Here is a 24,449-nt window from a genome sequence, read left to right on the forward strand (position 1 = left end):
CCAGCCTCTGTCAGTTCGCTGCTCATCCCGGATGACCGTCCACCCGGGCGCGCAGCAGCATCGGCCCATAGCGCCAGGCGTACAGCGCAAACGCCAGCGCCCAGCACAGACCGGCCAGCCACAATGCCGGCAAGGGAAAGAACTCGATCAACACGACCCGGCTCAGACACGCCAGGTTGAGCAAGATGAACGCCAGGGTCATCCCCGACGGCGGCTCCAGCGCACGGCCGGTATGCCCAAGGCTGACCCGCGCAATCATCGCCAGCACCAGGCCGCCCATGGCCCCGATGGTCAGGCAATGCACCGCCAGGCTCGGATTGATCGGCGCGCCGAAATGCCACAGCGCCATCCCAAGACACGCCGCCGCCAACCAGCCATAAGCCAGGTGCAGCGACCACAGCAACGGTACGTGCCAGAGTGCCCGGTCATGCCAACGCACCAGTCGCACCAGATGTCCCGCCGCCAGAACCGCGAACAGCAGGCCCACCCAGACATTGGGGTTGAGCGCAGGTCCTGCGGCATATAACAACGCCACCAGCGGCGAGCCCACCAACAGCAACCGATCCAGCCAGGGCCAGGCGGCAACGCCTTCGACCCGGCCAAGGCCACGCTGGGTGAAGAACGGAATCACCCGCCCACCAATCAACCCCATCATCGCCGCCACTAGCCAGATGCCGGTCAGCACGCCCTGGCGCTGCCAGCCTTCATGCCCCTCGACCAGGCCGTACAAGGACAACCCGTCGGCCACGGCCAACAACAGCAAGACCACCACAATCGGGTAGTTACGTTTCTGCCGCACCTTCCACAAGGTGAAGCCCATGAGCACCGCCACCGCCAACGGGAACGCCATTTCCAGCACCGCGAGCAACGGCCACGACACGTTGGCCAGCCAGGCCACTCGCGCCAATAACCAAAGCAACGCCAGAGCGGCCAACGGCTTGCCGCTGAGGCCAGGGCGACCGGTCCAGGTCTGCACGGCCGTCAGCAAAAAGCCCGCGATAATCGCCAAGCCGAACCCGAACAGCAATTCATGCCGATGCCAGCCCAGCCAACCGCCTGCCGGTTGCCAATCGGACATCGAACCGCCAAAAGCCGCCAGCCACAGCGGAATGGCCAGCACCGCCAACAGGCAGCCGGCGAGGAAAAACGGCCGAAAGGCCAGCCGAAACAGCGGCGCGATGGCCATCGCTTTACGGCGGTCGAGCACTTGCATAAAACCACTCCTCTACCTTGTTGCCGACCTTTGCGCCAACTCGCAGGCGCCGAGGTAAATCCAGGGGCAATCATCGGGTATTACCGATCCATTGCCGTTGTCGCAGATCAAGTGTGCAAGGGACGTGCCCCGATGCCGAGCGCGCGTCCTTTGTGGCGAGGGAGCTTGCTCCCGCTCGGGTGCGCAGCAGCCGTAAACCGGCTGATGCGCTGTATCTGAAGAATTGCGATGGCCGGTGTTGGGAGTGCTTCGCACTCCAGCGGGAGCAAGCTCCCTCGCCACAAGGTGCTCCCGGCCAGGGTAAAAATGACCATTTAAGGGTTATTTAAACCCTATACAGCATAGTCTTTTTTACCCTCATGCTTGAGAACCCCCATAAACAAGGCCCTCCAGGCCTGGCCCGCGTCTTGCTCTGCATGGGCAACCTTTCAAAAATCCTGGATCCCTTTCGATTACCGGAGTCGTCATGAAAAAAGTCATCCAGCCACTGGCCTGGTTTGTTGTGTTGACCTCAATCCTGGCCTTGGCCAGCGGCGTTTCTCTAGGTCTCGTCTGACCTGCCCCCCTTCTCTATCTTCAGGATGAATTCTCATGGTGCTTCATCGCGTCCATCACCAGATTCTGCGCAGTCATCACTTGTTCGAGCCGTTGAACGAAGAACAGCTGGATGAATTGATGAGTACCAGCCATTTGCTGAGCATCGACAAGGGCGAGCCGTTGTTCCGTCAAGGTGAGCCGGCCGATTCGTTCTATTTCATCATTGCCGGCGCGGTGAAAATCTACCGGCTGACACCCGATGGGCAGGAGAAAGTGTTTGAGGTCATCAGCGATCGGCAAACTTTCGCCGAGGCGATGATGCTGATGGACACCCCGAACTACGTGGCCTCGGCCGAAGCGATCTGCCCCACCCAGCTCTACCGGTTATCCAACAGCACCTACATGCGCCTGCTGCAAAGCAACAGTCGGCTGACCTTTGCACTGCTGGGCAAGCTCTGCGTTCGCTTGCATCAACGGGTCAATGAAATCGAAACCCTGTCACTGAAAAACGCCACCCACCGGGTTGTGCGTTATTTGCTGACGCAACTGGTGCGTCAGCAAACCGTTGACAGCCAATTCGAGTTGCCGATGGCCAAGCAGCTGATTGCCGGGCATCTGTCGATCCAGCCGGAAACCTTTTCGCGGATCATTCGCCGCTTGATCGATGAAAACATCATCACTCAGGACGGCCGTCAGATCGCCATTCTTGATCGCCTGCGCCTGGAACAGTTCGAGTGAGCGCCATGCCCGTCTGCCTGTATTGCCAACACGACAACCCACCACAAAAGATCGAATGCCGCCAATGCGGCATGCCCCTGCCGGCACTGGCTGAACACGCCGGGGAACGTCGGCAGCGCCGATTCATGTGGTTCTGCGTTGGCTTGACGCTCTTCTGCGTGACGATGTTTTTCTGGCTGCCGCGCAGCATTTTCTGAAGCCCACACCACAACTTTCAATTCCACATATCTCGCGCCTGCGAAGCGCAGCCCCTGTGGCGAGGGGGCTTGCCCCCGTTCGGCTGCGAAGCAGTCGTAAAAACAGCCAGTGTGTTTTATCTGCCACAACATAATTACCGGGTTAGGGCCGCTTCGCGACCCAACGGGGGCAAGCCCCCTCGCCACAGGGGCTGCGCTTCGTAGGCGCGGCAGCTGCTGCATGGACCGTGTCGCTCAAGGTTGAGTCAGCTGGCGGTACAACTGCGGCAAGCGCAGCGGTAACTGCTCAGGCTGACGGATCAAGGTGTAGCCATTAGCGCCGAACATGTACGGCAGGTAATCCCCGGCTTCGCGATCGATCGTGATACAGAACGGCGTCAACCCCTGACGCCGCGCCTCCAGCACCGCCTCGCGGGTGTCTTCAACACCGTAGCGCCCTTCATACAGATCCAGATCATTCGGTTTGCCATCCGTGAGCAGCAGCAACAGTTTGCTGCGCCGCTTGCTCGTGCCCAATAGTTGCGTGGCCTGACGAATGGCGGCGCCCATGCGCGTGTAATACCCCGGCTTGAGACCTTGAATGCGACCTCGGGTGGTGTCGTCATAACGCTGGGTGAACGCCTTGAGTTCCTGCATGCGCACTTGCTGACGGCGCAGCGAGGAAAACCCGTACAGGGCGAAATCATCACCGAGCACCGACAAGGTTTCGCCGAACAGCAGCAGGCTGTCGCGGATGACATCGATGACGCGGTGCTCATTGTTCAAGTGGGCGTCGGTGGACATCGACACGTCGGCCAGCAACAGGCACGCCAGGTCGCGGCGGGTCTGCCGCTGCTCCATGAACAGACCGCGTTCGGCACACTGGCCATGCTCGCGCTCAACGTGAAAATCCAGCCAGGCCTGCATGTCCAGTTCAGACCCTTGAGGTTGCTGGCGTAACCATTGGCGGTCGTTGCGCAGGTACTCGAACTGGCGGCGCAGACGGTGCGCCGAGGCCTTCAGCCGTGGCGGCAATGGCTGTGCCTCACAGTCGCGGGGCACCATCATTTGCAGATTGACGAAGCTGTCCTGCATTTGTTGTTTGCGGTAGTCCCACTCCGGCAATTTGATGCCCTCGCCGAGGGGAATATCGTCGACATCCGCCGGTGGCAAATCCAGGTGCAACTTGAGGCCGCCGCCCTTGCGCAGACGGGTGCGAGATAGCGTCAGTTCATCCAGGTCATCGGCAACCCGGGCGGCGTCCGGGTCTTCGCTGTCGTCCGACCAGCGATCCAGATCGACGTGCTCGGTCCAACTGAACAGGTTCTCCAGACGCACCACCAACAGCCCGCCATCGCGGGTGCTTTCATCGATCCGCGTCGCGCGTTTACGCCCGCTTTTCTGTTCGCCGGGCGGCGTAGTCAAAGACTCTTCGGATTCATCGCCCAGATCGGCAGCCTGCGGGCTGGCAAGGTTTTGCGGCGGGTACAACCACAGCGGCAGCGGCCACGCCGCCCGTTCGCTGCGGGGGAAATGTTCGACACTGCCCGGCTCGCGTAACGCCTGGCATAAAGCTCTTTCCAGCGCAGCTTCGCCGGGGTTCAATGTTGCCGGATCGGGGCGCAATTGCAGATGGGCATCAACCAGTCGTTTGTAACGAGCACGCAACGCGGGATAGCGTTGCAACAGCTGCTGCGTCCAGCGTTGATTGTCCCGCCCCCAGTGCCGCATCGGCCCGGCCTGTGCCGCCAGCAACGCGAGCCAGCGATAGAGTTCCTCGTTCAGTGCGACTTCAGGGAACACCGCCAGGCTCGATGGCAGCCGCAAATTACTTGCGTCACACCACGCCAACGGCACTTGTTTGCAGGTGCCGGCGATCTGCTGCAACACATTTCGGCGCAGCAGCAGATCGCGGTCGCTGGCCGCTTCCACACCGATGCCATTGGCACCGCCCATGGCACGAAACAACAGCGCCAGCGGGCGTTGCTGACTGGCCAGTTCAACCCGTGCTTCAGGGAAGTCCGGGCTGGCACGCCGGGTGATGAAACGGTGCCAGACACTGCCTACCCACTCTTCCAGTTCGACGGTAAACGCCATGATGCTTGCCTTTCCCGGAAACCAAAAAAACGGCCCGCTGTATCAGCCGGGCCGACCTTTTCTAGCCATTGCACTCGTTCATGAAGGTACAACCGCAGCCGGTGCGCGCAAGGCGGCGCGGCTCCGTTGCTTGAAGCTGAGCAGGTAACAGAGCAAGCCGGCGAAGAAGCCGAGACCGGCGCCCAGACGCGCCCAGAACAGCACCTGCAGATGTTCGACCGTGGCCATGAATGGCAACGCAATCCCATCGGCCTGCCAGCGTTGCAGGTAAACCTGGACGACACCGGCAGCGGTAAGGAACAGCGTGATCATCACCATCGACAAGGTCATCAACCAGAAGCCCCAGATTTCCAAGGTCTGCGAACGCTCGTCTGCGGCTTCACCCAGCCCGCGCAAACGCGGCATGGCGTAGCTGATCAAGGTCATCACGATCATCGCGTAAGCACCGTAGAAGGCCAGGTGACCGTGCGCCGCCGTCAGTTGCGAACCGTGGGTGTAGAAGTTGACCGGTGCCAGGGTGTGCAGAAAACCCCAGACACCCGCACCGAAGAACGCAGTGACGGTGGTGCCCTTGGCCCACAGGGTGGCGGCGCGGTTCGGGTGTTGCCGGCGACGGTTCTTCACCATGCTGAAGGCGAAGATCACCATGGCCAGGAACGGCAGCGGTTCGAGTGCCGAGAAGATCGAGCCGACCCACAACCAGACCTCAGGCGCACCAATCCAGAAGAAGTGGTGACCGGTGCCGATGATCCCGGTAATCAGCGCCATGGCGATGATCACGTACAGCCATTTCTCCACCACTTCCCGGTCGACACCGGTGATCTTGATCAGGACAAAAGCGAGCATCGACCCCATGATCAGTTCCCACACGCCTTCCACCCAAAGATGCACCACCCACCACCAGTAGAACTTGTCGCGGGCCAGGTTGCCGGGGTTATAGAAGGAGAACAGGAAGAACACCGCAAGCCCAATCAGCCCGGTCATCATCACCATGCTGACGGTGGTCTTGCGACCTTTGAGCAGGGTCATGCCGATGTTGTATAGGAAGCCCAGGCACACCACCACAATGCCCATCTTGGTGATGGTCGGCTGCTCCAGGAACTCCCGGCCCATGGTCGGCAGCAACTCGTTGTGGGTCAGTTTCGCCAGGCCTGCATAAGGCACCAACAGATAGCCGAGGATCGTCAGCACGCCCGCGGCGGCGAATACCCAGAACAGGATGATCGCCAACTTTGGACTGTGCAGTTCGCGGTCGGCCTCTTCCGGAATCAGGTAATAGGCAGCGCCCATGAAGCCGAACAGCAGCCAGACGATCAGCAGGTTGGTGTGCACCATCCGCGCCACGTTGAAGGGAATGATCGGGAACAGAAAGTCCCCTACCACGTATTGCACACCCATGATCAAACCGAACAGCACCTGACCGAGAAACAGCATCAGGGCGAACACGAAGTACGGTTTGGCCACGGCTTGCGAGGCGAATTTCAGATGCGGATTAGCCATGCTCATCTCTTAGCCCTCCTTGTTTGGCGGCCAGCCATTGGTGTTGATGTTCGAGCTCCATTTGAGGAACTCGGCGATGTCATCCACCTCTTGCTCGCTCAACTTGAACTGCGGCATCGCGCGCCGGCCCGGTACGCCCAGCGGCTGCATTTTCATCCAGGCATGTAGAAAGGGTTTGAAACCCGCCTCCCCGCCGCGCCGCTGGAACACATTGCCCAGCTCCGGCGCAAAGTAGGCGCCCTCGCCCAGCAGCGTGTGGCAGCCGATGCAGTTGTTTTGCTCCCAGACCGTCTTGCCGCGGATCACTGATTCAGTTAACTGCGCTTCATTGCTGCGCTCTGGAAAGGTCTGTTCCGTGTGATAGGTCAAGGCCAGGAATATCAGGAAGAAGAAGATGCTTCCCCCGAAGTAGATATTCCTGGCCATGCCTTTGGTGAAGGTCTCTGACATGGTCGCTTCCTCTTTGCTTGGCGTGCCCATGATAGGAAGCGAAGGGTTGAAACCTGCTTGATGGCGATCAAGAAAGGCAGATGGTTTTGGTCGGGTATAGGCACCAGGACGCCAGGCACCAACCTGTGGCGAGGGAGCTTGCTCCCGCTGGGGCGCGCAGCGGCCCTAAAACCAGTCACCGCGCATATTCAGATAGCGCGATTATTCAGATAGAAAGCAGGCACAGGTTTTACGGCTGCTTCGCAACCGAGCGGGAGCAAGCTCCCTCGCCACAGGTAATTAACCAATTGAAACCAGCGTCATACCCACAACCACCGTCAACACCACCGCCCAGCTCACCATCAACCGGCGCCACAATCGCGGGGCATGGCGCATTTCCATAAAGCCATCGGCAATCAACCAGGCCTTGCCGACCGCCACCAGCAAAATGGCCACCGACAGCAGCCACGTCGCGCCCATCTGTGCCAGCACCACCGTGCACACGCTTAACGTAACCAGCGCGGCCCAGCAGACCAGCAAAAACCTGCAAGCGGACATCAGAACCTCCGTCAATTCAGAACGTAGACCAGCGGAAACAGCACCACCCAGATCAGATCGACCATGTGCCAATACAGCACACCCGATTCAAGCCCGCTGCGGTTGGCGGCGTTGTACAAGCCACGACGGCAACGCTCGGCCAGCCAGCCGAGGATGACCATGCCGAGCAGTACATGGAGAAAATGAAAACCGGTGAGGATCCAGTAGAGGGTGAAAAACGTGTTGTGCTCCAGGCCCAGCTCCGAGGCCAGCAAGTGCCGGTATTCCGTGATCTTCAAGACCACGTAGACACTGGCGGCAAGCAACGCTGCCAGCAGGTAGACAGCGCCGTGGCGAGACCGGGAGCGCTTGACTTGCTCTTGAGCCAGCGCGGCGAACAGCCCGGCGGTGAGCAGGCTCAGGGTCATCGCCAGGCCGGTAGAGGTGTTGAGCAACAGACGGCTTTCACCGAACAGCTGCGGTTTGAGTGCCTGGGTCACGGCGAACGCCAGAATCAGGATGGCGAACACCGACAGCTCGGCCAGAATGAAAAACCACATCGCCAGATCACCCGGCAAGTGACCCGGCGCAACGCGTCTGGCCTCAGCCGAAGTGGACATCAACCACGTCCATCAGCGCCGCAACCGTCAGCGGATCATCGCTCAACGGCTCGGCCAGGCAGGCCATGCACGCTTCACGCGGGCTCATGCCGGAGCGGATCATTCGCGCGGTGAAAATCAGCAGCCGCGTCGAGGCGACTTCCTCCAGGTCATGTTGATCCAGCCGGCGCAGGGCCTGTCCCAGCCTGACTACTTGCGCCGCCAGCGCACTGTCCACCTGCGCTTCCCGGGCGACAATGCGCTCTTCGTCAGCCACCGGCGGATAGCCGAAACGCATCGCCACGAAGCGTTGTCGGGTGCTGGGCTTCATGCCTTTGAGCAGGTTCTGGTAACCCGGGTTGTACGACACCACCAGCATGAATGACGGTGGCGCCTGCAGCACTTCGCCAGTGCGCTCCAGGAACAGCTCGCGACGATCATCAGCTAGCGGATGCAGTACGACCACCGTGTCCTGACGCGCCTCGACCACTTCGTCCAGATAACAAATACCGCCTTCACGTACCGCGCGGGTCAGTGGCCCGTCCTGCCACCAGGTGCCTTGGGCACCGATCAAATGACGGCCGATCAGGTCGGCGGCGCTCAAATCATCATGGCAAGCCACGGTGTACAGCGGCAGTTTCAACCGATGGGCCATGTGCTGGACGAAACGGGTCTTGCCGCACCCCGTCGGGCCTTTGATCAGCACCGGCATGCCGTGTCGCCAGGCTTGCTCGAACAGCGCCTCCTCATTATTGAGCGGTTGATAGAAGGGGTCGCAAGACTGGATTCGGTCCATGGGCTGTCTGCTCCAAAAGCGGATTCAAGCCACACGCTACGGGCCCCTGCGACAACCTGGCAAGTGACATGGCCGGCAAACTTGATCGCGGTCAAGCGAGCATTGGCCTGCTCGGGCATAGCCTTGCACGGCACTAAGAACCTGCGTTCTGCGCTGCCGTTTCAGCACATCGCAAAGGTCTTGCCTGAGGAGAAATGGAATGCTGATCAGCAATAGAAAAACGTTTGCTCTGACTGTCGCCACATTGTGTTCGACGCTGGCCCTTGCGGTGACTCATGCGGCCCGGGCCGACGAGCCCGCTGCCGCTGCGGCCAGCCCGCTAATGGTCAAAGCCGCCGGGGCGCCCGACATGAGTCAGGCCGAGTTCGACTCATCCAAGGAAATTTACTTCCAGCGCTGCGCCGGCTGCCACGGCGTTCTGCGCAAAGGCGCCACCGGCAAGCCACTGACACCGGACATCACCCAGTCTCGCGGGCAACCGTTTCTGGAGGCGTTGATTACCTACGGTTCACCGGCGGGCATGCCGAATTGGGGAACGTCCAATGCGCTGACCAAGGATCAGATCACGTCAATGGCCAAGTTCATTCAGCACGCGCCGCCGACGCCACCCGAATGGGGCATGGCCGAGACGCTGAAAACCTGGAAAGTGCTGGTCAAGCCTGAGGATCGTCCGAAGAAGCAACTGAGCAAACTCAACCTGCCCAATCTGTTTTCGGTGACGTTACGCGATGACGGCAAGATTGCCCTGATCGACGGTGACAGCAAGAAAATCGTCAAGCTGATCGAGACCGGTTACGCGGTACACATCTCGCGGATTTCTGCCTCGGGTCGCTACCTGTTGGTGATTGGTCGAGACGCGCGGATCGACATGATCGACCTGTGGCCGGTGGAGCCGACCAAGGTCGCCGAAGTCAAAGTGGGCATCGAGGCGCGCTCGGTGGAGACCTCCAAGTTCAAGGGCTACGAAGACAAATACACCGTCGCCGGCTCCTATTGGCCGCCGCAATTCACCATCATGGATGGCGAAACCCTGGAGCCCAAACAGATCGTCTCGACCCGCGGCATGACCGTCGACAAGCAGGAATATCACCCTGAACCCCGGGTCGCAGCGATCATCGCCTCCCACGAATGGCCGGAGTTCATCGTCAACGTCAAGGAAACCGGCAAGGTCATGCTGGTCAATTACCAGGACATCAAAAACCTCACCATCACCTACATCGATGCCGCGCCCTTCCTGCATGACGGCGGTTGGGACAGCACCCACCGCTACTTCATGACCGCCGCCAACAACTCCAACAAAGTCGCGGTGATCGACTCCAAAGATCGCAAGCTGGCAGCGTTGGTGGAGGTCGGCAAAACCCCTCACCCGGGGCGCGGCGCCAACTTCAACCATCCGACTTATGGGCCAGTCTGGGCCACCAGCCACCTCGGTGATGACGGCATTTCCCTGATCGGTACCGACCCGGTCAAACACCCGCAATTCGCCTGGAAACAGGTCGCCTCCCTCAAGGGCCAGGGCGGCGGATCGCTGTTTATCAAAACCCACCCTGATTCCCGTCACCTGTATGTCGACACCACCCTCAACCCCGACGCCAAGCTGAGCCAGTCGGTGGCGGTGTTCAACATCGACAAACTCGACGCCGGCTACACCGTGCTGCCCATCGCCGAGTACGCCGGCATCAAGCAAGGCGCCATGCGGGTGGTACAGCCGGAATACAACAAGGCCGGCGATGAAGTCTGGTTCTCCGTGTGGAGCGGTCAGTCAGAGGAATCGGCGCTGGTCGTGATCGACGACAAAACGCTGAAGCTCAAATCAGTCATCAAGGACAAGCGACTGATCACCCCCACCGGGAAATTCAACGTCTACAACACCCAACACGACATCTATTGAGCTCCATCAATGCAAGGAATCCCCATGAAAAATACTCTGTTTTCACTGTTCGCCCTGACCGCTGCGCTGAGCCTGCAGCCGACCATGGCCCAAGATGGCCAGGAGCTGTTCAAAAGCAAACCCTGCGCCGCCTGCCATTCCATCGACACCAAGCTGGTCGGCCCGGCGCTCAAGGATGTCGCGGCCAAGAACGCGGGCGTGGCCGGGGCCGTGGACACCCTGGCCAGCCACATCAAGAACGGTACGCAAGGCAACTGGGGCCCGATGCCAATGCCGGCCAACCCGGTGACGGATGAAGAAGCGAAGACACTTGCAACCTGGGTCCTGAGTCTCAAATAGCCAACTGGAGGGCGTCATGAAGGTTTATCGACACGCTGCGATTCTGGCGGCCCTCCTCCTCATTTGCGCAACCACGGTTGCCGCGCCCGACGCCAAGCGTCAGGCACAGCTCGAACACCTGCTGGCCCAGGACTGCGGCGCCTGCCATGGCCTGCACATGACCGGCGGGCTGGGTCCCGACCTGACCCGCGCAACACTGGCGGGCAAGTCCAGGGACAGCCTGATAGCCACCGTCAGCCAAGGCCGGCCCGGCACCGCGATGCCCGGTTGGGCACCGCTGCTCAGCCCGGATGACATCCGTTGGCTGGTCGATCTTCTTCTCCAGGGATATCCCGCACCATGATCCGATCAACCCTGCTTATAGCGGCGACCGGGCTGTTGTTGTCCGCGTGTGCTCAGCCACCGTTGCGTGGTACCGGCGATCTGGGGGTGGTGGTGGAGCGCGCCACCGGTAGCGTGCAAATCATCGAAAGCGCCACCCGCACGGCACTGGTCCGACTCGAGGGTTTGGGCGATTTGTCCCATGCCTCGGTGGTGTTTTCCCGCGATCAGCGTTATGCCTATGTGTTCGGCCGCGACGGCGGGCTGAGCAAGATCGACCTGCTGACCCAACGCATCGATCAACGGCTGATACAGGGCGGCAACAGCATCGGCGGCGCGATCAGTCAGGACGGCAAACTCATCGCCGTGTCCAACTACGTGCCCGGCGGGGTTAAGGTGTTCGAGGCCGAAAACCTGCAACTGGTGGCCGATATTCCGGCCACGCCCCTGGCCGATGGCAGCAAGCGCTCACGGGTGGTCGGCCTGGTCGATGCGCCCGGTCAGCGGTTTGTGTTCAGCCTGTTCGATACCGGCGAGATCTGGAGCGCCGATTTCAGTCAGGGCAACACGCCGCAAATCAGCCGTTTCACCGACATCGGCCAGCAACCCTACGACGCGTTGGTGACCCCGGATGGTCGCTATTACATGGCGGGACTGTTCGGCGAAGACGGCATGGCGCAACTCGACCTCTGGCACCCCGAGCGCGGGGTACAGCGGGTACTCGGTGATTACGGACGCGGCCAGGTGAAACTGCCCGTCTACAAAATGCCGCATCTGGAAGGCTGGGCCGTCGCCGATCACCAGGCCTTCGTGCCCGCCGTCGGCCGGCATCAGGTGCTGGTGATGGATTCGCGTACGTGGAAGCAGACCGCTGCCATCCCGGTGGCTGGCCAACCGGTGTTCGTCACGTCGCGGCCGGACGGTCGGCAGCTGTGGGTCAATTTCGCCTACCCGGACAACGATCGGGTACAGGTCATCGACAGTGAAACCCATGCCGTGGTCGCCGATCTGCGGCCAGGGCCGGCGGTGCTGCACATGGAATTCACCGCTCGCGGCGATCAGTTGTGGCTGTCATTACGCGATGGCGATCAGGTTCAGGTCTGGGACCCGTACAGCCTGAAGCAGCTGAGCACCCTTCCCGCCACCGCGCCGAGCGGCATCTTCTTCAGCAGTCGCGCGCAAAAAATGGGTTATTGAAATGAACCTCGACCTGCTCAGCCGCCAACTGATCGACCGCTTCCAGCACGGCATGCCGCTGTGCGCGGAACCTTACAAAGAGATGGCGCGGATGCTCGGTTGTTGCGAGGCCCAGGTGATGGCTTGCCTGGAAGAAATGGATCAGGCCGGCACCCTCTCACGGATCGGCCCGGTGTTCGAACACAGTCGCGCCGGGGCCAGCACCCTCGCCGCCCTCGCCGTGCCCGCCGAACGCTTGCAACAGGTCGCCGAACACATCAGCCAATACCCCGCAGTCAACCATAACTACGCGCGGGAGCATTTCTACAACCTATGGTTTGTGCTGACCGGCCCTGATCGCCAACACATCGAACGGGTTCTCGAACAACTTGAGAACGACACCGGCCTCATGCCGCTGGATCTGCCGATGTTGACTGCTTACCGCATCGACCTCGGTTTTGCCCTGGGAGAAAGCTCATGACACCGGGGTTGAATCCCAAACAGGCACTGGCGCTGCGTCGGCATCTGGAAGGCGGATTGCCGCGGGTATCGCGCCCCTATCAGGCCCTCGCCGAACGGATAGACGCCGACGAAAACCAGGTGCTCGCGCAAATGCGTCAGTGGCACGAGCAAGGGCTGTTTCGCCGGATCGGTTTGGTGCTCAACCATCGCGCGCTGGGCTTTACCGCCAACGCCATGCTGGTACTGGATGTTCCGGACGCGCTGATCGATGAAGTCGGCCAACGCCTGGGCCGGGCGCACGGCATCACCCTCTGCTACCAACGGCCGCGGCGCCTGCCGCAGTGGCGCTACAACCTGTTCTGCATGGTTCACGGGCGCCAACGCGCGCAGGTCGAAGCGCAGATCCAGGCGTTGCTGGAAGAACACCTGCTGAGCGACCTGCCCCACCAACTGCTGTTCAGCACTCACGCATTCAAACAGTGCGGCGGACGCTTTACCCCCTCACCAACCGGAGCCTCCACCCATGGATGACCTCGACCGTCGGCTGATCAACCGCCTGCAACTGGGCCTGCCGCTGGTGCGCCACCCGTGGCAGGCATTGGCCGCTGAACTGGAGAGCAGCAGTACCGAACTGCTCGACCGCCTTCATGAACTGCTGGAAGACGGCATGCTCACCCGATTCGGCCCGATGTTCGACATCGAACGCCTCGGCGGCGCCTTCACCCTTGCCGCATTGGCGGTGCCGGAGGAGCGTTTCGAAGACGTCGCCGAGCAACTGCATGCACTGCCTGAAGTGGCGCACAACTACCGACGCGAACACGCCTGGAACATGTGGTTTGTGCTCGGCTGCCCGACCGAACAAGGTATCGCCGAGACCCTGCAGCACATCGAAACCCTGACCGGCCTGCCGCTGCTCAACTTGCCCAAAGAGGAGACCTACCATGTCGGTCTGTACTTCCCGGTCTGAAGACACCCTCGCTCGGCGTCTGATCGAGCTGACCCAGGCCGGCCTGCCGTTGCTGGACGACCCGTGGGCCTGGCTCGCCGAACAGCTGGAGTTGAGCATCGAATCCACCCTGGACTTGCTCAAACGCTTGCAGGCCGAGGGCGCCATCCGGCGCATCGCCGCCGTCCCCAACCACTATCGCCTGGGCTATCGCTATAACGGCATGACGGTCTGGGATGTGCGCGACACGGACATGCAGCGCCTCGGCGCACTGATCGGTGCGCAGCCCTTCGTCAGTCATTGCTATCGGCGCCCGCGACGAACCGCGTGGCGCTACAACCTGTTCGCCATGGTCCACGGTCGCAGCCGCGAGGAAATCGACAGCTACCGCGAACACCTGCGCTACTTGCTGGGCGACGCCTGCGTCGCCGACGAGATGCTGGTGAGCAGCCGCATCCTGAAGAAAACCGGTTTGCGGCTGCCGTCAGTGCCACGCTGAACACGCGCTCATAAGGAGATTTGCATGTTGAGGATCAGCCAATACCTGCGTGCCCTGACCGGCCAGGCGCCTGCCCCCAGAACCAGCCCACCGGGCAGCAACCGGCCGCCGGTGGTGATCTGGAACCTGCTCAGGCGCTGCAACCTGACCTGCAAACACTGCTACGCCACGTCCGCCGACAGTGTCTTTCGCGACGAACTGGATACGCCCGCCGCACTGACCGTGATCGACGACCTGCACGACGCCGGGGTGAAGGTGCTGATTCTTTCCGGCGGTGAACCGCTGTTGCGCGAGGATCTGTTTGTGCTCAGCGCCTACGCCCGCACCAAGGGTTTCTTTGTCGCGTTGTCCACCAACGGCACGCTGATCGATGAGCAGAACATTGCGCAGATCCGCGCGGCGAATTTCGATTATGTCGGGATCAGCATCGATGGCCTGGAAGCCACCCATGATGCGTTCCGCCAACTCAAGGGCAGTTTCGCCAGTTCCATGCGGGCGATCCGCCTCTGTCGTGAACAGGGTATTCGCGTCGGCCTACGCACCACCCTGACCCAAGAGAACCATCAACAATTGCCGCAATTACTGGCGCTGATGCGCGAGTACGACGTGCAGAAGTTTTATCTGTCGCACCTCAATTACAGCGGTCGCGGCAAACGCAGCCGCAAGCTCGACGCCCGGCAGCAGATGAGCCGCGAAGCGATGACGTTGATCTTCGAACAGGCCTGGGAAGACATCGAGCACGGTCGCGACAGCGATTTTGTCAGCGGCAACAACGATGCCGACGCGATTCTCTTGCTGCAATGGGTGGGCCTGCATCTGCCCGAACATTACCCGCGCCTGGAACACCTGCTCCGGGCCTGGGGCGGCAACGCGTCGGGCAGCGGCATCGCCAACATCGACAACACCGGCGAAGTGCATCCCGACACCTACTGGTGGCAGCACTCGGTGGGCAACGTCCGGCACACGCCGTTCCGCACGCTCTGGCTGGACCAGCCGGACGCCTTGTTGCAGCAGCTGCGCGCGCATCCTCGCGCCGTGGGTGGCCGTTGTGGCCAATGCCGCTGGCTGAACATCTGCAACGGCAATACCCGCACCCGTGCCTGGGCCGAAGGTGACCTCTGGGGGCAGGACCCCGGTTGCCATCTCAGCGATGAGGAAATCGGTATGCCGCCATTAATGACCATCCCTTGCGTCATGCACTGAAGCACCCGCCTGGCGAGCCATCTGGCAAAGGATGGAGCCGGCCCACCTGATGAAGAACCAAGGACGTCACATGCACCCATCGATTGTTTTACCGGCCGCACTTGCGTCCCCGTTCAGACCGGGCGAAGTGGCCCTGGTCGGCGCCGGCCCCGGTGATCCACGTTTGCTGACCCTGCGTGCCTGGAGCCTGTTGATGCAGGCCGACGCCGTGGTTTACGACCGCCTGATCAGCCCCGAGCTGCTGACCTTGATCCCTCTCACCTGCGCCCGGCATTACGTCGGCAAGGCCAGCGGCTGCCACAGCCTGCCCCAGGAACAGATCAACGAACTGCTCGCCGACCTCGCCGATTCGGGGCAGCGCGTGGTCCGGCTCAAGGGCGGCGACCCGTTCATATTCGGCCGTGGCGCCGAGGAGCTGGAGTATCTGCTGCAACGCAACATTGACTGCCAGGTGGTCCCGGGCATCACCGCCGCTTCCGGCTGCAGCGCTTATGCCGGCATTCCGCTGACTCATCGCGACCTGGTCAACTCCTGCCGCTTCATCACCGGTCATTTGCAGCGCGATGGTGAGTTGCAATTGCCCTGGAGCAGCCTCGCCGACAGCAGCCAGACCCTGGTGTTTTATATGGGGTTATCGAACCTCGGAATTATTGCCCAGCGCTTGATCGAAGCCGGAATGGCCGCCGATACACCGGCGGCGCTGATCAGCAATGGCACGCGTCCCGACCAGCACGTCGCCCGAGGCAAGCTGCACCAGTTGCCGACCCTGGCGCTGGATTGCCCACCGGGCATTCCGACGCTGACGGTGATCGGCAAAGTGGTCGATCTGTTCGCTGCCCAACAGCAGGAATATCCGGCGCGCTTTTACTCCGCTCCCGTGTTGCAACGCCACGGTAAGGTGGCGATATGAGGCGCCTGCTGCTTGCCCCATTGTTATGGGTCGGCGCGGCCCATGCCGGCGCGGCGCTTCCATCCTCCGACGCGGCCGCCGACCTCTACCAACAGCATTGCCAGCGCTGCCATGGCGCCAACCGTTTCGGCGGTACGGGGCCGGCCTTGCTGCCGGAGAGTCTGAGCCGGATCAAACCCGATGAAATCCGCAGTGTCATCCAGAATGGTCGCCCCGCGAGTCAGATGACCGGGTATGCCAACGTGTTCAATCCCGCGCAGATCGATGCGCTGGTGAGCTTCCTTCAACAACCACCCGCCAACCCACCCACCTGGAATAACGACGACATTCGCGGCAGTCATTCCATCCTCGCCGACATCAGCAAACTGCCCGACACGCCCCAGCATGGCGCCAACCCGCTGAATCTGTTTGTGGTGGTGGAAGCCGGCGACCATCACATCAACATCCTCGACGGCGATCGTTTCTCAGTGCTGGCGCGGTTTGCTTCGCACTTTGCTGTGCATGGCGGGCCGAAGTTCTCCCCGGATGGACGCTTCGTTTACGTCGCCTCGCGCGATGGCTGGGTCAGCCTGTATGACTTGCACAACCTGAAGCTGATCGCCGAGGTCCGCGCCGGGCTCAATACCCGCAACCTGGCGGTGAGCAAGGATGGCCGATGGGTGCTGGCGGGCAACTATCTGCCGGGCAATCTGGTAATACTCGATGCCCGCGATCTGTCGCTGGTCAAAACCATCCCCGTAATCGGCCAGGACGGCACCGCGTCTCGGGTCAGCGCGGTCTACACCGCCCCGCCACGGGACAGTTTCATCGTCGCGCTCAAGGATGTGAAGGAAGTCTGGGAGTTGTCGAGCGCCGGCACACCGGACTTCGAACCACGGCGGATCCAGGCCGAGGATGTGCTGGACGACTTTTCCTTTTCACCGGACTACAAGCAACTGCTGGCCACCTCGCGCAAGGCCAAGGGCGGCCAGGTGATCGACCTCGACAGTGGCAAGGTGGTCACCGACATACCGCTGCCGGGCATGCCGCATCTTGGGTCGGGAACCTACTGGAAACGTAACGGTGAGTGGGTGTTCGCCACGCCAAACATCAGCAAGGGACTGATCTCGGTCATCGACTTCAAGACCTGGAAACTGATCAAGGAAATTCCGACCCTGGGGCCGGGGTTCTTCATGCGCAGTCACGTTAACTCGCGGTATGCCTGGACTGACGTGTTCTTCGGGCCGGACAACGATGCGATCCACCTGATTGACAAACAGACCCTGGACATCGCCCACACCTTGCGCCCGATGCCCGGCAAGACCGCCGCCCATGTCGAGTTCACCCGCGATGGCCGCTACCTGCTTTTGAGTATTTGGGCCAACGATGGCGCGTTGATTGTGTACGACAGCAGTACCCTTAAAGAGATCAAGCGTATTCCGATGAACAAGCCTTCGGGCAAGTACAACGTGGGCAACAAGATTGAGTTTGTGGAGGGCACTTCGCATTAGGTTTTGTGCCCAAATATCGAAATACACATCGCACTTGTGGCGAGGGAGCTTGCTCCCGCTGGGGCGCGAAGCGGCCCTTAAAGCAGTCACCGCGTACATTCAGATTAGACGCAGGTGCTGATTTTACGACTGCTTCGCAGCCGAGCGGGAGCAAGCTCCCTCGCCACAGGGTTTGTGTTCACCTCTTCAGCCCAAGGTGTATCCATTATCAACCTTCCAATCCTGCCCATAGACACCCCGGGCGCCTTGGGACAGTTGAAAAATAATCACATTAGCCACCGCCGACGCATCGAGAAAATGACCGGGCAGCAGACGTTTGCCAAGAGTATCAGCGACATCATCGAGCTCACGGTCACTCAACCCCAGGTTGTCCCACATCGAGGTCGCGGTCGGCCCCGGCGAGACCAGATTGATGCGCACGTCATAACGCGCAAACTCCACCGCCAATGTGCGTGCCTGAGCCGCCAGCGCGGCCTTGCTGGCGATGCAGGCGGCCAGACCGGGAAAGCTCGACCCGGTCAGGAAACTACCGACAAACACCACCGAAGCCGGGCTCGCCAACTCACCGCGCAACGCCGCCAGGGTGTTCAACGCCCCCGCACCGTTGACCGCCCATTGGCGCTGGAAGGCCGGCATATCCAGGCTGTCGGCCATTTCGGCAATGCCCGCGTTGGGCACCAGATAATCCACCCGCCCCAGCGCTGCCGCCCGCCGGGCCAGCCCTTGCAAGTCTTCCTGGCAGGTTACGTCCCCGGCACACCATTGCAGCCGTTCACCGTAGATCTGCTGCAAGGCGGGCAAATCACCGGCAGTGCGTGACATCGCCAGTACCTTGACCCCACGCGGCAACAGCGCGGCGCACAACGCCAGGCCAATCCCGGAGCTGGCACCGGTGATCACCGCCAGACGATCCTGAAACTCGGTTTGCATCATGTTCTCCTGGGCATCGTTAATGCCAAGCACTGGGGACGTCGTGAGCCCCTATCTTTGAACAGACGCAGAAATACTGACTTGACGGCGATCACTTTTCTCGATGGCGCGTCGATCAATGAGTCGAGTGCGACATCGCTGGCTGCTGCTGAAGCACCGCCTGATCGATCTCGCTGAAACGCAGCACACGACCGCCCTGGTCGGCGGCCAGCTTTTGCGCAGCCTGTTGGCTGGAGAAAGACGCAAGCACTACGCCCATGGCGCCTTTGAGCTGGGTGCCGACCACGTAAAACGCATCCTTGGCATCGATCAGGTGGGCATCGTTGGGTGCGTTCCACGGGCTGCGGCCCATGTCGTGGACATACAACCGGGCGTCACCATGATGATTTTCCGGTTGCAGCCACCAACCGATCATCTCCGCCGTGGAGCAGAATTTCTTGGTGCCGCTGCGCTCGACCACTTCGCCCTTGGGCCCGGGGAAGCCGTCGATGATCATGCCGCAAACATGGCATTCATCACTGGGATGGAAAGCAGTGGCGGCGTCGCTGTAGGTGGCTTGCACGGGTTTGTCACAGGCCGCCAGCAGCAGACAGACCATCAGGCCCGCCGCGGCGCGTACCGTCGTCGAATACAGATTACTCATCGTCAGATGCTCCAAAAACCAAGGTGTGAATTCATGTCGCCCGTCGACGGAACAGCAACCAGGCCAAGCCCAAAGGCACCGCCACCCACAGCAACAGGCACAACCAGAGCATCGAGCCCGGCACAGGCAAATCGCTGCCCAGGGTCAGCACACCAGCACTACCGGCACCGGGCTCGAAACCGGAGAGATTGATCAAGCGATAGACATCGGCGGGATTGAGCAGCAGTAACCACGGCAGCACCTTCGGGTTGAACTGCCCTTCGCTGAGCACCAGCAGTGCCAACAGCGCCAGGTCGAACACCAGCACGAAGAAGAACCACACCCCCAGCGCCAGCCCGGCGGCGGTGGATTTCTCGGCAGACACACTGCTCAGCACATAGGCCAACCCTAGAAAACCCCAGCCCAGTAACGTCGACGACAGCATGAATCGTCCAAACGCCCAGAGCAGCAGGTTCAGTTCGACGTTCTCCACCAGCACCGCAATCGCAAGCATCGCGCAGCCGAAACCGATGAGGGTCGCCAGCGCCAGGATCAATCCGTGGCCGACGAACTTGCCGAGCAGAATGTGCCCGCGCCCCAACGGATAGGTCAGCAACAGCAGCAACGTGCCGCTTTCGTCTTCGCCGACGATGGCGTCATAGGCCAGCAGCAAGGCAATCAACGGCATCAGGAACGTCGCCAGGCTGGCCAGGCTGGCGACGGTCGCAGGCACCGAAGTGAAGCCCAATTGCCCGGAGGCCGCAGCCCCCAACCAGGCGATGCCGGTCGCTAACACCGCGAACAATAGGCTGATCGCCAACAACCAGCGGTTGCGCAAACCGTCATTGAATTCCTTGCGGGCCATGTTCCAGATCGGGTTCATACGGTCTCTCCACTGGGGGTCGCACCGGCCCGGCCCATGTAATAGCGGTAGATGTCCTCCAGGGACGGTGGGTCGATTTCCACGTCAGCCGGCTCGTGTTCATTGAGCAGTTGGCGCAACAGGTCCAGTTTGTTGCCATTGAGCGCAGCCACTTCAAGGCCCTCCATGCCCCAGCGCTGAGTGACATGCCCGGCGTTGTTCCAGGATCGCTGCAACGGCCCGGCGTGCTTGAGCCCGTTGGCGCGAATCAGCGTCGGCAACCCGGCTTCCTCGCGCAGGCTGCGCAGACTGCCGAGGGCCAGCAGGCGCCCCTGGGTCAAAATCGCTGCACGGTTGATATGCGCCTCGACCCCCGGCAATACGTGGGAACAGAGAATGATGCTGGTGCCCTGGCTGCGCAGCCGGTCGAGTAACCGATAGAGGTCTTGAGTGGCGATCGGATCGAGGCCGACGGTCGGTTCGTCGAGCAGCAATAAACGCGGCTCGCCGAGCAAGGCTTGCGCCAGTCCCAGGCGCTGGCGCATGCCTTTGGAATAGGTCTTGACTCGTCGATGCGCCGCGCCCGCCAGGCCGACTTCCTCCAGCAGCACGTCCACCTGCGCGGGCGCTGCGCCTTTGAGTCGGGCGAAATGCCGCAAGGTCTCCAGGCCGCTCATCTGCGGATAGAAGGTCACGTTCTCCGGTAAATAGCCGAGCAAACGCCGAACCTGCGGATCACTGGGCGTGCGGCCGAACACCCTGACCTGCCCTTCACTGGCCTGAAGCAGACCGAGCACCAGTTTCATGCTGGTGGTCTTGCCCGCTCCGTTGTGCCCGAACAAGCCCAGCACTTCGCCTTCGCCCAGGCTCAGGTTCAGTTGATGCAACACGGTGGTGTACCCATAGCGCTGGCTGACGCCTTCCATGTCGATGACGTTCATGCGGTGGGCTCCTGGGTCAGGGGTCGGGTGGTGGGATTCATCAGCGGATGGCTGTCCAAAATGCCCGGCGACTTCATCACCGGGAAAGCCCGTTGCACCCAGCGCAGCAATTCGATCCCGGGGCTGTTCATCAACAGCCGCACCTGCGGGTACAGCCACAGCAGGCGGTCGACGTTGTCGTTGGGTTCATAGGCGACATCGCCCAGGCCATCGTTGTTGCGATCCCAGCCCAGGTAATCGCTCCAATAATTGCCCCGGCCATCCGCCGACCATTCCTGCAAGCGGGTGGCGACGTATTTGACCTGCCGTTGGTTGCCGACAAAGGCGTTGTCGGCGATGCGGTTGTCTTCGGAGCCGGCGGTGAGGTGAATGCCCACGGCACTGTGCTCGAAGTGGTTGTGTTCGATGCTGTTGAACAGCGAGTTGTAGATGAACAATGCCTTGCCCTCGGCGCCGCTGATCATGCTGTCGCCGGTCGAGCCGTCGCGCACGTCCGTGACGAAGTTGTCGCGCAAGGTTGAATAGGTGATGTAGTTCATCAGGATGCCGTAGTTCTGATCCTGTTCGGAGCGGTTGCCGATCACCGTGAGCTTGCGGCTTTGCATCAGGGCGTAGCCGGTGCGGGTGCGACGGGTGGTATTGCCGATCAGCCGGTTGTCATTGGCGAACATGTAATGCACGCCGTAACGCAGGTCTTCCAGGGTGTTGCCCTGCAGCAGGTTGCCGTTGGAAGTGTCGATGTAGATGCCATCGCGGGTATCGCGTACCTGGTTGCCGATGACCTTGGCGCCATGCACCGCATACAAGTGAATACCGTTGCCGCGATCCTGAGAACGCAGCGCCGAATCCCCCTGAATGTTGTTATCGATCAGGCTCGCATCCTGCGTCCCGTCGACCCAGATACCGAAACCCTCGCCTTGCAGGCGATTGCCTTTGATCACCGCGCCACGGGCCGTGGGCTGGAGGAACACCGCCGCATTCATGGCCGTGAGGTCGTGCCCCCAGTCCAGAAAGGTACAGCCCTCGATCCGCACATCGGGCGCGCTGACGATCACCCCATTACCCTGCCCTTGCGCCTGAAACACCGCGCCGGGCTCGCAGAGAATCTGCATCGGTTGATCGACGCTGAACGAGCCAGCGTACTCGCCCGCCGGCAAGTGCCAGCGTTGTTCAGCGTCAACCCGCAACGGCAATGTGGTGATGGGTTGCACCGCCAGCGCGCTGCCGGATATCAGCAGGAGCGCAAACGCGACCTTGATCGGAGTGCGCTTGATATCGGTCATCGGCCCGCTCCCGTCGATTGGCAACTGTCAGGTCCGCTCGACCTTCATGCGGCCGACCATTTCCATGTGCAGCGCATGGCAGAACCAGCTGCAGTAGTACCAATGCAGGCCGGCCTTGTCGGCGGTAAAGGTGATGGACGAGGTTTGCTGCGGGCTGATCTCCATGCTGGCGCCATGGTTGGTCATGACGAAACCGTGGGACACGTCCTCGATCTGGTCGATGTTGGTGATGATCACGGTAACCTCGTTGCCCTGCTTGACCGTGAACTCGGTCAGCCCATAGGCCGGGGCCATGGAGGTCATGTAGACCCGCACCTGATTGCCGTCGCGGATGACCTTGTTGTCGGTCTCCAGGTTGATCCCGTCTTTCTTGGCCAGCTCAACGGTGGCGGCGAAGAACGGGTCGTTGCGGTTCCAGATCTTTTGGGTCTTGATCTGGTCCCGGCGCGCCAGGATGCAATCGTGGGGTTCGGCAAACGCAGGGCCGTCATGCACCAGCTTCATTTCATCGCCGGAAATATCGATCAGTTGGTCGTTCTCCGGGTGCAGCGGCCCGGTCGGCAGGAAGCGGTCCTTGGAGAATTTGCACAACACCACCAGCCACTTGCCGTCCGCTTCACTGGTTTCGGTCAGCGAGGCGTGGTTATGCCCGGGCTGGTAATGCACGTCGAGCTTCTGCTTGATGTAATTGACCTTCTCGCCCTTGTAGGCGCGTATCGCTTCTTCCATGTTCCACTTCACCACCTGGCTGTCGATGAACAGCGTGGTGTAGGCGTTGCCGCGACCATCGAAGGTGGTGTGCAACGGCCCCAGGCCCAGTTCCGGCTCGGCGACGATGACCTCGCGCGGGTCCTTGAATTTATCGGCGAACAGGTCGTCCAGCCGGTCGATGGCAATCATCGATACCGTTGGCGACAGCTTGCCGTTGGCAATGAAGTACTTGCCATCGGATGAGGTGTTGAGGCCGTGGGGGTTCTTCGGCACCGGAATGTAGCGAGTGAACTCGGAGTCCTTGCCGTCGGTTTTACGACCGTCGACCACCGGCACTTTCGAGTCTTCCAGGGTGATGAACTTGCCGGCCTTGATCGCAGCCTCGATGCGCGGGATGTTGAACACCACGACCCAGTCGCGCTCGTTGCGCATCATGCCGCCAAGGTCGTAAGCCTTCTCCGAGTTGTAGCAGGTGGACGCGGCGTACTTGCCGGTGTAATCGGCGTCGGAGTTGTCCAGGTTGCCGTCGACAATGACCTGGAACGCCATCTCCATTTTCTCGGCATCGATGGCGTTGAACAGGGTGAAGCTGTTCTTGTCTTGCAGATCGAACGTGCGGCCGTCATTGGGGTGCGGGATGACGAATTCAGCATTGGCGAACACGTACTTGGTGTAGGGCACTTTTTGCAGACGCAGGCCGTGGATGGCCTGCACGTTCGGCACGGTGAGGATTTTGTCGCACTTCATGATGTCCAGGCGGATGCGCGCGACCCGGGAGTTGGCCTTGTCGTTGATGAACAGGTATTTGCCGTCGTACTTGCCATCGGTCATGGAGATATGCGGGTGATGGCAATCGCCGTTCTGGAACTTTGCACTGTCGCCCAGGATCCGTTTGCTTTCGTTGGTCAGGCCCCAACCGGTGGCCGAATCGACGTTGAACACCGGAATACGCATCAACTCACGCATCGATGGCACGCCGAGCACCCGCACTTCGCCCTGATGACCGCCGCTCCAGAAGCCGTAATATTCGTCCAGCTCACCGGGGCCGACATGGATTTTCGCCTGCGCATCCTTGACCGCCGCGGCCCACGACTCGCGGCTGAACACTGCGCCGCCCAACGTCGTCGCACCCGCCAGTACCGCACCGGTCACTGCGCTGGTGCCCAGGAAACCGCGACGACTGAGGCCGGTCGGTTCCGGCACTTCAGTGGTTTTTTTGGATTCTGTGTCGTTCATCAGGT

At 61.1% G+C, this 24,449-nt stretch carries 26 protein-coding genes; 13 read left to right on the top strand and 13 right to left on the bottom strand.

Going from position 1 to position 24,449, the window contains the following annotated elements; genetic code table 11:
- Positions 1-22: 22 nt before the first annotated feature.
- Positions 23-1,213, bottom strand: coding sequence for an NnrS family protein (locus ABH909_RS20715; RefSeq protein ID WP_429436524.1), 1,191 nt, complete (start codon positions 1,211-1,213; stop codon positions 23-25).
- A 591-nt stretch (positions 1,214-1,804) separates the two neighbouring features.
- Between ABH909_RS20715 and ABH909_RS20720 the strand changes: the two genes are divergently transcribed.
- Together ABH909_RS20720 and ABH909_RS20725 are read left to right on the top strand one after the other, a co-directional pair.
- A complete protein-coding gene (locus ABH909_RS20720) occupies positions 1,805-2,488 on the top strand; it encodes a Crp/Fnr family transcriptional regulator (RefSeq protein ID WP_008075049.1) in 684 nt (227 codons plus the stop codon).
- Positions 2,489-2,493: 5 nt separating this feature from the next.
- Positions 2,494-2,685: a protein DnrP gene (locus ABH909_RS20725; RefSeq protein WP_429440020.1), complete on the top strand. Its 192-nt coding sequence runs from the start codon at positions 2,494-2,496 to the stop codon at positions 2,683-2,685.
- A 234-nt stretch (positions 2,686-2,919) separates the two neighbouring features.
- Here the strand turns inward: ABH909_RS20725 and ABH909_RS20730 are convergent, their stop codons facing one another.
- The 6 genes from ABH909_RS20730 to ABH909_RS20755 all read right to left on the bottom strand — a co-directional run bounded on the left by ABH909_RS20730 (position 2,920) and on the right by ABH909_RS20755 (position 8,622).
- Positions 2,920-4,761 (bottom strand): nitric oxide reductase activation protein NorD, encoded by a 1,842-nt coding sequence (locus ABH909_RS20730; protein WP_429436527.1) that lies wholly within the window; start codon positions 4,759-4,761, stop codon positions 2,920-2,922.
- Between the two features lie 78 nt (positions 4,762-4,839).
- On the bottom strand, positions 4,840-6,267 hold the full coding sequence (locus ABH909_RS20735; protein ID WP_063340224.1) for a cbb3-type cytochrome c oxidase subunit I: 1,428 nt from the start codon (positions 6,265-6,267) through the stop codon (positions 4,840-4,842).
- Between the two features lie 3 nt (positions 6,268-6,270).
- On the bottom strand, positions 6,271-6,711 hold the full coding sequence (locus tag ABH909_RS20740; RefSeq protein WP_038982840.1) for a c-type cytochrome: 441 nt from the start codon (positions 6,709-6,711) through the stop codon (positions 6,271-6,273).
- 279 nt (positions 6,712-6,990) lie between these two features.
- Positions 6,991-7,248 carry a cytochrome C oxidase subunit IV family protein gene (locus ABH909_RS20745; RefSeq protein ID WP_429436530.1) on the bottom strand — a complete coding sequence of 86 codons (258 nt, stop codon included), beginning with the start codon at positions 7,246-7,248 and terminating at the stop codon, positions 6,991-6,993.
- An 11-nt stretch (positions 7,249-7,259) separates the two neighbouring features.
- A complete protein-coding gene (locus ABH909_RS20750) occupies positions 7,260-7,847 on the bottom strand; it encodes a cytochrome c oxidase subunit 3 (RefSeq protein ID WP_429436532.1) in 588 nt (195 codons plus the stop codon).
- A complete protein-coding gene (locus tag ABH909_RS20755) occupies positions 7,831-8,622 on the bottom strand; it encodes a CbbQ/NirQ/NorQ/GpvN family protein (RefSeq protein WP_052964435.1) in 792 nt (263 codons plus the stop codon). Before ABH909_RS20755 ends, ABH909_RS20750 begins: the two co-directional genes overlap by 17 nt.
- A 199-nt stretch (positions 8,623-8,821) precedes the next feature.
- Between ABH909_RS20755 and ABH909_RS20760 the strand changes: the two genes are divergently transcribed.
- The 11 genes from ABH909_RS20760 to ABH909_RS20810 all read left to right on the top strand — a co-directional run bounded on the left by ABH909_RS20760 (position 8,822) and on the right by ABH909_RS20810 (position 17,859).
- Positions 8,822-10,513: a cytochrome D1 domain-containing protein gene (locus ABH909_RS20760; RefSeq protein ID WP_429436534.1), complete on the top strand. Its 1,692-nt coding sequence runs from the start codon at positions 8,822-8,824 to the stop codon at positions 10,511-10,513.
- A 24-nt stretch (positions 10,514-10,537) separates the two neighbouring features.
- Positions 10,538-10,852 (top strand): c-type cytochrome, encoded by a 315-nt coding sequence (locus ABH909_RS20765; RefSeq protein WP_429436536.1) that lies wholly within the window; start codon positions 10,538-10,540, stop codon positions 10,850-10,852.
- Between the two features lie 16 nt (positions 10,853-10,868).
- On the top strand, positions 10,869-11,195 hold the full coding sequence (locus ABH909_RS20770) for a c-type cytochrome (RefSeq protein WP_008075032.1): 327 nt from the start codon (positions 10,869-10,871) through the stop codon (positions 11,193-11,195).
- The gene (locus ABH909_RS20775) at positions 11,192-12,370 is read left to right on the top strand and encodes a cytochrome D1 domain-containing protein (protein WP_429436539.1); all 1,179 of its coding nucleotides are present in this window, start codon (positions 11,192-11,194) and stop codon (positions 12,368-12,370) included. The genes ABH909_RS20770 and ABH909_RS20775 overlap by 4 nt, the downstream gene beginning before the upstream one ends.
- A 1-nt stretch (position 12,371) precedes the next feature.
- A complete protein-coding gene (locus ABH909_RS20780) occupies positions 12,372-12,830 on the top strand; it encodes an Lrp/AsnC family transcriptional regulator (RefSeq protein WP_429436542.1) in 459 nt (152 codons plus the stop codon).
- Complete coding sequence (locus tag ABH909_RS20785) at positions 12,827-13,342, top strand: AsnC family protein (RefSeq protein ID WP_429436544.1); 516 nt, start codon at positions 12,827-12,829, stop codon at positions 13,340-13,342. The genes ABH909_RS20780 and ABH909_RS20785 overlap by 4 nt, the downstream gene beginning before the upstream one ends.
- Positions 13,335-13,778, top strand: a complete 444-nt coding sequence (locus tag ABH909_RS20790; protein WP_123494260.1) for an Lrp/AsnC family transcriptional regulator — start codon at positions 13,335-13,337, stop codon at positions 13,776-13,778. The genes ABH909_RS20785 and ABH909_RS20790 overlap by 8 nt, the downstream gene beginning before the upstream one ends.
- Positions 13,753-14,256, top strand: a complete 504-nt coding sequence (locus ABH909_RS20795; RefSeq protein WP_429436546.1) for a nitrite reductase — start codon at positions 13,753-13,755, stop codon at positions 14,254-14,256. The genes ABH909_RS20790 and ABH909_RS20795 overlap by 26 nt, the downstream gene beginning before the upstream one ends.
- A gap of 24 nt (positions 14,257-14,280) precedes the next feature.
- Positions 14,281-15,459, top strand: a complete 1,179-nt coding sequence (nirJ, locus tag ABH909_RS20800) for a heme d1 biosynthesis radical SAM protein NirJ (protein ID WP_429436549.1) — start codon at positions 14,281-14,283, stop codon at positions 15,457-15,459.
- Positions 15,460-15,529: 70 nt separating this feature from the next.
- On the top strand, positions 15,530-16,369 hold the full coding sequence (gene cobA / locus ABH909_RS20805; protein WP_008075018.1) for a uroporphyrinogen-III C-methyltransferase: 840 nt from the start codon (positions 15,530-15,532) through the stop codon (positions 16,367-16,369).
- On the top strand, positions 16,366-17,859 hold the full coding sequence (locus ABH909_RS20810; RefSeq protein WP_429436551.1) for a cytochrome D1 domain-containing protein: 1,494 nt from the start codon (positions 16,366-16,368) through the stop codon (positions 17,857-17,859). Before cobA ends, ABH909_RS20810 begins: the two co-directional genes overlap by 4 nt.
- 186 nt (positions 17,860-18,045) lie before the next feature.
- On the opposite strand, the gene ABH909_RS20815 is transcribed toward ABH909_RS20810, so the two are convergent.
- The 6 genes from ABH909_RS20815 to nosZ form a co-directional block, all read right to left on the bottom strand.
- The gene (locus ABH909_RS20815) at positions 18,046-18,789 is read right to left on the bottom strand and encodes an SDR family NAD(P)-dependent oxidoreductase (RefSeq protein WP_429436553.1); all 744 of its coding nucleotides are present in this window, start codon (positions 18,787-18,789) and stop codon (positions 18,046-18,048) included.
- A gap of 115 nt (positions 18,790-18,904) precedes the next feature.
- A complete protein-coding gene (locus ABH909_RS20820; RefSeq protein ID WP_429436556.1) occupies positions 18,905-19,432 on the bottom strand; it encodes a nitrous oxide reductase accessory protein NosL in 528 nt (175 codons plus the stop codon).
- 31 nt (positions 19,433-19,463) lie between these two features.
- Complete coding sequence (locus ABH909_RS20825; RefSeq protein ID WP_429436559.1) at positions 19,464-20,294, bottom strand: ABC transporter permease; 831 nt, start codon at positions 20,292-20,294, stop codon at positions 19,464-19,466.
- Positions 20,291-21,214: an ABC transporter ATP-binding protein gene (locus ABH909_RS20830; protein ID WP_429436562.1), complete on the bottom strand. Its 924-nt coding sequence runs from the start codon at positions 21,212-21,214 to the stop codon at positions 20,291-20,293. The genes ABH909_RS20825 and ABH909_RS20830 overlap by 4 nt, the downstream gene beginning before the upstream one ends.
- Entirely contained in the window at positions 21,211-22,497 is a 1,287-nt protein-coding gene (locus ABH909_RS20835) for a nitrous oxide reductase family maturation protein NosD (RefSeq protein WP_429436565.1), read from the bottom strand. Before ABH909_RS20835 ends, ABH909_RS20830 begins: the two co-directional genes overlap by 4 nt.
- A 27-nt stretch (positions 22,498-22,524) precedes the next feature.
- The gene (gene nosZ, locus ABH909_RS20840; protein ID WP_429440022.1) at positions 22,525-24,447 is read right to left on the bottom strand and encodes a TAT-dependent nitrous-oxide reductase; all 1,923 of its coding nucleotides are present in this window, start codon (positions 24,445-24,447) and stop codon (positions 22,525-22,527) included.
- Positions 24,448-24,449: the final 2 nt, after the last annotated feature.

The sequence above is a fragment of the Pseudomonas sp. BS3782 TE3695 genome, assembly GCF_050435305.1.
In the GTDB taxonomy this organism is placed as follows: Bacteria; Pseudomonadota; Gammaproteobacteria; order Pseudomonadales; family Pseudomonadaceae; genus Aquipseudomonas.